This window comes from Protofrankia sp. Cj3 (assembly GCF_917627355.1).
Taxonomy (GTDB): Bacteria; Actinomycetota; Actinomycetes; order Frankiales; family Frankiaceae; genus Protofrankia.
This window is the reverse complement of record NZ_CAKJTR010000069.1, coordinates 4330-15151: the sequence shown is the minus strand read 5'-3', so window position 1 is coordinate 15151 and position 10822 is coordinate 4330. Positions and strand designations below refer to the sequence as shown.

General features: G+C 67.6%; 10 protein-coding genes. 5 read left to right on the top strand and 5 right to left on the bottom strand.

All coding sequences use genetic code 11. The annotated features are described in order from the left end of the window. Positions 1-29: 29 nt before the first annotated feature. Positions 30-938, bottom strand: coding sequence for a hypothetical protein (locus MJ783_RS11615; protein ID WP_239310418.1), 909 nt, complete (start codon positions 936-938; stop codon positions 30-32). A gap of 284 nt (positions 939-1222) precedes the next feature. Next, positions 1223-1891, bottom strand: coding sequence for a SigE family RNA polymerase sigma factor (locus tag MJ783_RS11610; protein WP_239310417.1), 669 nt, complete (start codon positions 1889-1891; stop codon positions 1223-1225). 979 nt (positions 1892-2870) lie between these two features. Here MJ783_RS11610 and MJ783_RS11605 point away from each other — a divergent pair. From MJ783_RS11605 to MJ783_RS11595, 3 genes are all read left to right on the top strand, one after another. Next, positions 2871-3620, top strand: coding sequence for a DUF1778 domain-containing protein (locus tag MJ783_RS11605; RefSeq protein ID WP_239310416.1), 750 nt, complete (start codon positions 2871-2873; stop codon positions 3618-3620). Between the two features lie 55 nt (positions 3621-3675). Beyond that, positions 3676-4689 carry an NAD(P)H-quinone oxidoreductase gene (locus tag MJ783_RS11600; protein WP_239345469.1) on the top strand — a complete coding sequence of 338 codons (1014 nt, stop codon included), beginning with the start codon at positions 3676-3678 and terminating at the stop codon, positions 4687-4689. A 70-nt stretch (positions 4690-4759) separates the two neighbouring features. Next, positions 4760-5359 carry a bacterial proteasome activator family protein gene (locus MJ783_RS11595; protein ID WP_239310414.1) on the top strand — a complete coding sequence of 200 codons (600 nt, stop codon included), beginning with the start codon at positions 4760-4762 and terminating at the stop codon, positions 5357-5359. A 102-nt stretch (positions 5360-5461) separates the two neighbouring features. Here the strand turns inward: MJ783_RS11595 and MJ783_RS11590 are convergent, their stop codons facing one another. The 3 genes from MJ783_RS11590 to MJ783_RS11580 form a co-directional block, all read right to left on the bottom strand. After that, positions 5462-6901 carry a metallopeptidase TldD-related protein gene (locus MJ783_RS11590; RefSeq protein WP_239310413.1) on the bottom strand — a complete coding sequence of 480 codons (1440 nt, stop codon included), beginning with the start codon at positions 6899-6901 and terminating at the stop codon, positions 5462-5464. Then, complete coding sequence (locus MJ783_RS11585) at positions 6898-8472, bottom strand: TldD/PmbA family protein (RefSeq protein WP_239310428.1); 1575 nt, start codon at positions 8470-8472, stop codon at positions 6898-6900. Before MJ783_RS11585 ends, MJ783_RS11590 begins: the two co-directional genes overlap by 4 nt. Positions 8473-8558: 86 nt before the next feature. Beyond that, positions 8559-9353, bottom strand: coding sequence for an HAD family hydrolase (locus MJ783_RS11580; protein ID WP_239310412.1), 795 nt, complete (start codon positions 9351-9353; stop codon positions 8559-8561). Positions 9354-9657: 304 nt separating this feature from the next. Between MJ783_RS11580 and MJ783_RS11575 the strand changes: the two genes are divergently transcribed. Both MJ783_RS11575 and hisG read left to right on the top strand, forming a co-directional pair. Next, a complete protein-coding gene (locus MJ783_RS11575) occupies positions 9658-9921 on the top strand; it encodes a phosphoribosyl-ATP diphosphatase (protein ID WP_239310411.1) in 264 nt (87 codons plus the stop codon). Between the two features lie 52 nt (positions 9922-9973). Next, on the top strand, positions 9974-10819 hold the full coding sequence (hisG, locus tag MJ783_RS11570) for an ATP phosphoribosyltransferase (protein ID WP_239310427.1): 846 nt from the start codon (positions 9974-9976) through the stop codon (positions 10817-10819). The last annotated feature ends 3 nt before the right edge of the window (positions 10820-10822 follow it).

The window sequence follows — 10822 nt, the reverse complement described above, 5'->3', positions numbered from 1 at the left end:
TTGATCCACACCCCTATTGCCGGGCGCTCTTAATCCTCGAGGAGTACGGCCGCGGCAAGTGAGATCTGTCCCGAGGACACCGCTCCTGGCGGCCACCGGGACGAGGTCCCGCCGTCGTGTTGGAACCCCGGGAACTGGCCATCACCGTCCCTGTCTCCGGCCGCGGCCGACACCGTGACCGTCAGGCTGCGCGGCCCGGTGACAGCGCCGAAGCTGATCCGGACAACCGTGTCGGCCCAGCGGCCCGCCTGGGGCGCCACCAACGACGCCGGGGGGCTGGGCTGTCCGTCGAGGGTGGCTTGGACCTCGCCGCGGACTCCGAGGGTGCCGAGATACAGGTCCAGGTGGCCGTCCGCGGCCGCCGCCAGCGAGACGGTCAGCTTGAGCTCACCGGAAGCCGGTACGGCCAGGCGGCCGGTGTAATCCCTGCCGGTCGCCTGCGGCCTGCCGCCGCTCCAGTCGAAACGGCCCCTCGTTCCGGTCACCGCCGTCGGGCTGGCCCCGACAATGCCGAGCTGGCCGATGAGGGGGTTGCGAAGGTCCGCGCGCGCTTGTTCCCGGACGGGGAAAGTGTTCCCGAGCCCGTAGAGTACCCAATCCCTACAATTTCGCAATGGAAGGATGATTGTTTGTGCTGGAATTGCGAATGAGGAGATTGCTATCTGTTGATCGTTGATGATCGATGTTGTTGCCGTGGCTCGGGGTGTCGCGGGCGTTGTGGTATTTGTCGCGAGTGGCGCCGCGGCCGGTTCGGCCTGGTCCGGCCCGTCCAGGGGGGAGTTCGTGGGTGACGCTGGCAGGGCCGGGGAGTGGGGCGATGCCGAGGTCGAGGGCGCTGGTGCCGCTATCGCGGTGATGGGCCGGCGGTCGTCGAACGGTGGGATGGCCCGTACACCGATCAAGGTGATCGCGGCGATGCTCAGCATGCCGGTGGCCATGCCGATGACGATCATTGTGGGGCGGCGCGGAAATGGCCACGCGGAACGGCTCAGCCTCGATCGCTGGCCGCCGCGTGGCGCTGAGCGCGCGCGTTGCCGGCTGGCGTGGGGAGCACAGGCGCGATCGCCTGGTGCTGGCGCGCCGCCAGCCGCCCTGGCCATGCGTCCGCGGATTTCGGCGGTGTTCGGCTCGTGCGTCAACGCCGCTCTGGCCAGCGCGGCCGGCAGCCACGACTCAGCCTCGATGTGGGCGCGGCTGCCACCGTGCCTACGACGGGCGCCTGTCACGTGGCTTCTCCTCCCCGCAATCGCGCCGGTGGGTCAACGTCTCGCCGCGGGCGCGACAGCCCCTTGCGCGCGCCTGTTTTCGTCCCTCCTCTGGCCGGGGGGGTGGCCACCGGTGGGGACGACGCCACCCACGCGGTCTCATGGGCGCTTGCGGCCAGTAGCCGTTCCAGCTCGCCCGCGCCCTTGGACGTCTGGCTCTTGACCGTGCCGACGGATATTCCCAGGGTGCGCGCGGTCTCATGCTCCGACAGGTCGAATGCGTAACGGAGCACCACGCATTCCCGTTTGCGAGCGGGAAGCGACATCAACGCGGCCCGGACATCGACGACGGCCGGTACATCGGTGTCGACGCTGTTGGTCTCGGCCATGTTGCCGAGCATCCCCAGACCGCGCCGTTCGCGCATGATCCGCCGCAGCCGGCTGGTTGCCATGTTCGCGACGGTACGGCGCATGTATGCCAGGGGATTGTCCACCTGTCGCACCCTGGCCCAGTGCCGCCAGGCCGCGGTGAACGCGTCGGCGGTGATGTCGTCAGCCGCGTCGTGATCGTTGGTCAGCAGGTAGGCGAGCCGCGCGAGCTGGCGATGATGCTGTTCGAAGAAGACGTGGAACTCCGCTTCCGAGCTGGCGGACCTGTCACCATCGGTGTAGTTGTCCCGTTCCAACCGGAGTGCTCCCGTAGCTCGTCCGATGGCCGACGCGTTCCCGGCGGTTCGATGATGATCGAGGGGTAGCCCCGCAGGCAACGCAGTCGAAGTATGTCTGACTGCCAGGGTGCGGTCTCGATCGGGTTGGCGTAACTTGACAATCCGACAACATAACAAGATCAAAGTTTTTCTTGCGTAGAGCTGCTTGCCACGACTAACTGTTTACTGCATGTAGTTGCGTGCAGCGCACGCTCGTCCGCGGCCGCGGTGAGCGGGGTCCTGACAAGTGGGTCGCGGTCGTTGCTGGATCTCAATGGTGATGTTTCCCCACACCGCCGGCCAGGGTACTCCCGCGCATATGGTTGCGCCGCGCGTTAACGTTCAGCCCAAGCAGGCCGTTCGTCCCCACCAGCCTGGCACACCACCCCCGCTTGATCCGGACGTTCCCGTTCCGGACGATCCGGGCCCCCTGCTGCCGGACGCCCCGGACCTCCCGCCCGCGCCGCACGAGCCGTCGCCGTACACCACGCCCGCTCCGGCGGAGCCCGAACCCGAGCCGGCATGTGTGCCCGTACGGGATGCCCTCGGTATCTCGTGGGCCTCAGCCCCTGAGCTGGTTGTGGCCTGGGTTTCCCGCGGCGTAAGAGCCGACGACCGGCAACAGGGGACGCGGCAGCGCCGGGGCTATCGCGGGACTGGGCTGCGCACCTCGCGTCATCGCTCCCCATCCATCCGCTCCCCATCCATCGCTGCGCGTCCATCGCCGCGCGACGCACGGGTACGCCGGCTCGTCGGTCGCCACCCACCACCCACCACCTCCAGTGGCTCCCTCCGCCGCCTCGCGATGCACGCACCCCAGCCCCGCTCTTTGACCCACACCCCTATTGCCGGTCGCTCTTACCGGTTCCGCCGGGTGTTGGGATGATTCGCCGCCTGTTACTTTGGGTAGAGTATTTAGGTTCATAGAGTAATGCCATGGGGTGCTGGAGGTTCACGGATGTCGATGGTGAAGATTGATCCTGTCGGTACCGGCGAGAACGGACGCGTCTGGCGCCTGTTGGCCGCGGCCAGCGACGCGGCAGGTATTCCGGTCGCCGATTTCGTGATCGCTCATGCCACCAGGGCGGCGACCGACGTCCTGGCGGACCGTCGGCTCTTCTGCCTCTCGACCGAACAGGAAGATAACCTCGGCGCGCTGGTTGCGAAGCCTCCGCGACTGCCGGCGGGGCTTGCGAGCCTGCTGCAGACAGCCGGGCACGGCAGCGGCGCGCACGGGTTCAATGATATTGAAACGCTTGCGTCCCATCATCGCTGTTCGGCGTTCGACTGCGGATCGTTGCCGACAACGACCTGGTTGCGGGAACAGGCACTCGCCGCGGCGCGGAGCGGGCGTAACCGGGTGCGGGTCATCCGGCGGGGCTCTGGAGACGATGTCGCTGGTTATTACGCGCTGTCCAGCGGCAGCCTGGTGGGGGATGGCGGACAGACACCGGTATTGATCATTTCCAGGGTTGGTGTCGACCTCGCGGATCGCCACCGCGGCGTCGGCCGGGTACTCGTGGCTGATGCTCTGCGGCAGGCCGCGTATGCGGCGGGACCAGCCCACACGCCCATCCTCATCATTCATGTCGAGGACGCCTCGGCTCGGGAGTGGTGCCGAAAACTGAAGATTTTCTCCGGCTCGCCGTCGGACCCCTACCATCTGTTGCTGCGTGTCTGTGATCTGCGGCTGGCGATCCCGTCCTGAGCGTGGTGCCGGAGCGTGGTGCCGGAGCGCCGCGGCACACGGATACCGTGTATCTGTGTATGCCGTGACAGCGATGTCGCCAGGTGGCCCTGAGGTCATGTCCTGGGCCGAGGTGGCCGATCTGCCCCTCCCCGGTCCGGGTGAGGTGGCCATTGAGGTGGCCGCCTCCGCGGTGAACCGGGCTGACCTACTGCAACGACAAGGTCTCTATCCGCCTCCGCCAGGCGCTTCCCAGGTGCTCGGGCTGGAGTGCTCCGGCCGGGTCGCGGCGATTGGTGACGGCGTGACTGCCTGGCGGGTTGACGACGAAGTCTGCGCGTTGCTTTCCGGCGGTGGGTACGCGACCAGGGTCAACGTGCCCGCCGCCCAGGTGCTGCCGGTGCCGGCTGGTGTGTCGCTGGTGGCGGCGGCCGGGCTGCCCGAGGTCGCCGCCACCGTCTGCTCGACGGTGTTCGGGCTGGCCGGCCTGAGCGACGGTGAGGTGTTCCTCGTGCACGGCGGAGCGTCGGGGATCGGCACGTTCGCGATCCAGGCGGCGCGGGCCCTCCGGCCGTCGACGACCATTGTGACCACCGCGGGCAGCCCGATGAAGCTCGCCCGGGTCCGCGAGCTCGGAGCCGATTGTGCTGTTTCCTACCGGGACGAGGACTTCGTCGCCCGCCTGAAGGAGTTCACCGACGGCCGCGGAGCGGACGTCATCCTTGACAATATGGGTGCTTCCTACCTGGCTCGCAACGTGGCCGCGCTGGCCGTCGAGGGGCGGCTCGTCGTGATCGGGCTTCAGGGCGGCGGCAGAGGTGAACTGAACCTCGGGATGTTGCTGGCGAAACGGGGCGTCGTGCACGCGGTGTCATTGCGTGGCCGGCCGGAGGCGCAGAAGGCGGCGATCGTGGCGGCCGTCCGCGAACGTCTCTGGCCGGCGGTCGAGGCAGGGGCGATCATGCCGGTCGTCGATCGGGTGTTCCCGATTGAGCGGGTCGCTGACGCGCACCGGCACGTCGAGGCTCTCGGGCACGTGGGTAAGGTCCTGCTGGCGCTGCCAGGTTCGGAATACTCCGAATACCACTGAAAGTGGCCAGGTCGGGACTCATCTCCATCCTGCCTACATGTTTGCCGGAGCGACCAGGCAGGATGGACCCATGGCAGATCAACCGGACCCACAGATTGTGATCATTGGACCGGACGGTGCTGTGAACGCCGCTACGGCGGGTGCCAGCTCACGGATGGCGCCGGCTGATGTCGGTGGCGACACAGCCACGTCCCCGGTCCCCGGCGGTGGCGCTGACGGCGGCAGCGGCGGGGACGGTCACGGTGACCAGTCGAACATGCTCATGGAGATGGTGTCCCAGCCGGACAAGGTTATGCGGATAGGCTCGATGATCAAACAGTTGCTGGAGGAGGTGCGGGCGGCACCGCTGGATGAAGCAAGCCGGCTCCGCCTCCGGGAGATCCACCGTAATTCGATCAATGAGCTCTCCAGCGGCCTTGCTCCTGATCTTCAGAACGAGCTGGGCCGGCTCACGCTCCCCTTTGACGAGACGCAGACGCCGAGCGATGCCGAACTCCGGATCGCTCAGGCCCAGCTCGTCGGCTGGCTCGAAGGACTCTTCCACGGCATCCAGACGGCGCTGTTCGCCCAGCAGATGGCCGCGCGGGCCCAGCTGGAGGAGATGCGGCGGCGGGCGTTGCCGAGCGGTTCCCAGTCCGGAGAGCAGTTCGGTCGCGGCGCCTATCTGTAGACGCCGGCTGTATGCAGCCGGCTGAATATATCCACAGGTGATATATCCGTAGGTGCCGTCCGCGCGGCCGGACTGGGCCCGCGTCATGGGCTCGCCACCCGGTCAGCTGGCGGGGCTGACCGAGCTCATGTTGAAGTCGGGGATGCGCACAGCCGGCATCCGCGCAAGCGTGAACCAGTCCGCCCATTCGCGTGGAAGCGTCCGGACCGTGGTCCCCACCTCGGTAAGCCGGCCCAGCAGGTCCACCGGGCTCTCGTTGAAGCGGAAGTTGTTCACCGTGCCGGTGACCTCACCGTCCTCGATCAGGTAGACGCCGTCACGGGTGAGCCCGGTCAGCAGGAGGAGCCGCGGGTCGACCTCGCGGATATACCACAGGCAGGTCAGCAACAGCCCACGAGAGGTTTTCGAGATCATCTCGTCCAGTGAGGCAGTCCCACCACCATCGAGGGTCAGGTTGTCGATGAACGGGGTCACAGCCTGGGCGCTGGCGCGGGCCGACGCTCGGGTCTGGAGCAGCGCGGTCAACGTGCCGTCTGTGATCCAGTCGGTACGCCGCAGCGGCAGCCCGTTGTCGAACACACTCGATGTCGCGGATGAGGATGTCGCGATGACGAACGGTGTCGCTGACAGCTCCGGGTCGAACGGGTCGCTGAACAGGCGCAGGCCGGGCGGGCCGAGTGGCTGACCGATTCTGGTCCCGCCGCCGGCCTGGCTGAAGACCGTGCGTCCCTCGGCCGCGTCGCGGCCAGCCGCCGACCAGTAGGCATAGCTGAGCAGGTCCGCGACGGCGGACGGCGGCAGCAATGTCTCATAGCGGCCGGCCGGCAGATCCACCGAGCGCGCGGCCCAGGCCAGGCGCTGGCGCAGGAGGACGTCGGTGTCCGGCACGGACACGTCGGTGAAATCGTGTGTTGACTGGCCATGCCACACCGAGCCGCCAGGCGTTGCGCTCTTGGCGTTCCATTCCACGGAGCCGGCCGGCTGGCTGTGGCGTAGCCGGAGCCCCGCGGAGGTGCCGAGCCAGGTGGTGGTCAGCTCGTGCTGAGCGAAGCCGAACAGGCGGCGCCCGTCGGCCCGTGCCGCGTCGAAGGCGTCGCCGAGGTCGCGGGCGAACTCGGCGAACACACCGGTGCTGGTGCGCTGCGCGGGGTCGGTGAAGGTCGCCGCAGCCTCCGCCGCCGCGCGCGCGGCCGCCGCTGTCCCGCCGGACGAGCCCGCCTGGGTGCTGCCGGCGTCGGGACCAAGCAGCTCGGCGTAGTCGTCGGCGTTTTCAGCCTCGCGGGCGTCAGCCTCGGACAAACGCAGCAGCTTCGTCAGGGCGTCGCCATCGGTGACATCGCTCGCGGAGCGGACCCCGAACGCGCGGCCCACCACGCTGATCACGGTGACGGAGCGATCCCGGGCCGCGCCGTTGGTGGTCAGCGTGTTGTTGGCCCAGCGGAGGTTCACCGTGCTCGACTCGTCGGCAATCACTACGCAGCCGTCGGCCCGTGACGACGCCAGCGCCTGTTCAACGACCTCGTGGGACCGCAGCGGGCTCACCGGCCTGCCTCTCGCTGGGTGTTAAGGATGTTGATGCCCCGCAACAGCACGGACGGACAGCCGTGGCTCACCGCGGCGACCTGGCCGGGCTGGCCCTTGCCGCAGTTGAACGCGCCGCCCAGGACATAGGTCGCCTCGCCGCCCACGGCTTCCAGCGACCCCCAGAAGTCGGTGGTGGTCGCCTGGTAGGCGACGTCGCGCAGCTGCCCGACGAGCTGGCCACCGCGGATCTCGTAGAAGCGCTGGCCGGTGAACTGGAAGTTGTACCGCTGCATGTCGATCGACCAGCTCTTGTCGCCCACCACGTAGATCCCGCGCTCCACCCGGGAGATCAGTTCGTCCGTGGACGGCCCGCCCGGTGCCGGTTGCAGCGACACGTTCGCCATCCGCTGGATCGGCACGTGCCCGGGGGAGTCCGCGAACGCGCAGCCGTTGGAACGACCAGTGCCCAGGGCTGCGGCGTTCTGCGCGGCCATCCTACGGTCAAGCTGGTAGCCGACCAGGGTTCCGGCGCGGACGATGTCCCACTGGCCCGCCCGCACGCCTTCGTCGTCGTAGCCGATCGTCGCCAGGCCGTGCGGGGCGGTGCGATCACCGGTGACGTGCATGGCGGGGGAGCCGTAGCGCAATGACATGATCTTGTCGAGGGTGGCGAACGAGGTGCCCGCGTACGCGGCTTCGTAGCCGAGCGCACGGTCAAGCTCGGTGGCGTGGCCGACCGACTCGTGGATGGTCAGCCACAGGTTGGACGGGTCGATCACCAGGTCGTAGTGGCCTGCCTCCACCGAAGGCGCCCGGCTCTTCTCCGCCAGCAGGGACGGGATCAGCGCGATTTCAGCGTCCCAGTCCCAGCAGCCCGCGGCGGTGCCCGCCACCAGCCATTCCCAGCCGCGGCCGACGGGCGGCGCGATCGTGCGCATGGTCTCGAACCCGCCGGCGGCGCGATCGACACAGGTCGCCTCGAGCTGGCAGATCACTCTGACCCGTTGTTGGGTGGTGGTCGTCCCGGCCAGGTCCGCGTAGAACTTGTTCTCCATCACCTGCCCGAGCCGGCCGTCGACATGGTCGACCTCCGGGGCAGCCAGCAGCGTGCGGCACAGCCCGCCGACCCGTTCGATCTTCTCGGCGGTTTCGATCGTGAACGGGTCGACCGTGTAGGCCGACACCCATACCGCGTCGGTGTAGACGGGCTCGTCGGCCAGCTCCACCGGTTCGCTGTTGAGCGGTCGGGCCACCCGCGCGAGTTCAACGGCCTCCTTGGTCACCCGGACCGCTTCGTCGGTGGTGAGATCGACGCTGGCGGCGAATCCCCACGTCCCACCGTGGACGACCCGGACGGCGAAGCCGGCCGACCGGCTGTCGCCACGGCTTTCCAGACCGCCGTCGCGGAACGACAACGACGCGTCGCGGATCCGTTCGATGCGGATGTCGGCGTGGGTCACGCCAAGGTCGCGGGCGGTCTGCAGCACGGCGTCCGCGAGCGCCGCGCGAGGCAGCGCCAGGAAATCGGGATCAATGTCATGGGACGGTGGATGGGAGGCGCCTGGGCTGGTGCCCGCGGCACCGCCCATCCCAGCGCCCCCCGCCGAGGTGGTGGCAGATGTGGCCATGACCTCATCCTGGCCTCCATCGAAATGATCTTTTTCAATGGGCAAGCTCAGGGGAAGATGCGTTCGATGACGTGGGCGACACCGTCGGCGTCGTTGGAGGCGGTGATCTCATCGGCCGCCGCGAGGACGTCCGGATGGGCGTTGGCGACCGCGACAGCGTGCCCGGCCCAGGCGAACATCGGTAGATCGTTCGGCATGTCACCGAAAGCGATCGTGTTCCGCGCGGGCATGTTGTACTGTTCCGCGATCTCCGCCAGGGCGACTCCCTTGGAGACGCCCGCGCCGGCAATTTCGACGAGATCGTGACTCGAGGTGGTGACCTCGGCCGCCGAGCCCGCGATCCCTACGATCGTGGCCCGGGCGCTGGCCAGCATGGTCTCACACAGCTCCCGGCGGACCAGAAGCTTCGTCGCGGGCATTGTCAGGAGAAGCTCGGTTATATCCCCGACACGTTCGTGCGGATCGGGCCATATCGTGCTGAAGGCTGGTTCCCGTCCGAACTGGCTGCCGCTTTCCACCGCGAAAGACACGTCCGGTATGGCAGCCCGGATTTCAGTGGCCAGGCGCAGCGCGGTGGTGACGTCCAGCGTGCGATGCCTGACCACGCGATGGCTGTCCAGATCATAGGCGATTGCGCCGTTAGCGCAGATTGCCAGGCCCGACGCGCCGGTCTGGGCCACGATCTCGGCCATCACCCGTGTCGGGCGGCCGGTGACGAACACGACGAGCGCGCCGGCGCCGCTGACCCGATGCAGCGCGGCTCGGGTACGAGCGGAGACCGAGCCGTCTGTTCGGATCAGGGTCCCGTCGAGGTCAGTGGCGACGAGCGCGGGATGGAACACAGTCGTTCAGTAAACCGCATGCGGATCGGGGCCGGCGGCGGGTTGTGGTGATCGGGCGGTGGATTCGTGCGCCCGCTCCCGGGCTGGCCCCGCCCGCTCGGGGCGGTGGTGCGTTACCATCTGGGTGGTCTCCCGATATGTTCACGTCCGGCTGGACGAGGCTTCCTGGCTGCGGGAAGCTCCGTCGTGGTGCTTGTCGAGCGCGGGCCTACCGGATTCCGGACAGCCCGGACAGCGGACAGATCCTTTCAGCGGCCAGAATGATCATTTTTGTGACCGGTGGGAAGGCAGGGTCTCCGCGGCGATGAAAACGTACGATGAACTGTATCTGGAGCTGGCTGGAAAATGGCGTGAACGAACGCCTGGATCGGGTAGCGTCGCCGCCCTTGAGAAAGGGATTCACCATATCGGGAAGAAACTGCTCGAAGAGGCTGCTGAAACCTGGATGTCGGCCGAGTACGAGGGGTCCGAACGTGTCGCGGAGGAGTTGTCGCAACTGCTGTACTGGAGCCAGTTGGTGATGATTTCCGCGGGCCTCACACCGGCCGACGTATACTCAAGGCTGTAACAGTGGGCCTGCTGTGCGCAGCCGGTGCCAAAACCGTGACACGGGGGCTATGATGCTTCGACTAGCAGTGCCCAACAAAGGGGCACTGGCCACGGCATCCAGTCAGCTGCTCGTCGACGCCGGCTACCGGGCGCAGCGAGAATCGGCGGAACTTGTCATCGCTGACGGCGAGAACGATGTGGAGTTTTTCTTTCTCCGGCCCCGTGACATCGCCGTCTACGTCGGGGCGGGTCACCTTGACATCGGCATCACCGGCCGCGATCTTCTCATCGACAGCGGCGTCGCCGCTGACGAGCTGCTGCCGCTCGGCTTCGGATTCTCGTCCTTTCACTACGCCGCGCCACTGGGCACCTTAGATGATCTCGCCGGCCTGGCCGGGACGCGCATCGCCACGTCATTCCCCGGGCTGGTCGCGGCCGACCTGGCTGACCGTGGCATCGACGCCCGCATTGTCAAACTGGACGGCGCGGTGGAGACGGCTGTCCGGCTCGGAGTGGCCGATGTCGTCGCGGACGTGGTGGAGACCGGGCGTACGCTGCGTGCTCACGGGCTGGCCCTGGTAGGTGAGCCGGTGCTGCGTTCTGAAGCCGTCGTCTTCGTGAAGAAGGGCTTGGAGCTCGTCCCCGCCCACGAGCGCCTGCTGCGCCGGATCCAGGGTGTTCTGGTCGCTCGGCGTTATGTGATCATGGATTACGACGTCCCCAAGTCTTTGCTTGAGAAAGCATGTGGGATTACTCCGGGCTACGAATCGCCGACGATTTCACCGCTGCAACGCGAGGACTGGGTGGCCGTGCGAGCGATGGTGCCACACGCCGAGGTGAACCGAGTGATGGATGGCCTGTGGGAGATCGGCGCCCGAGGCATCATCGTCTCCTCGATCCGAGCCTGCCGCCTTTAGAGC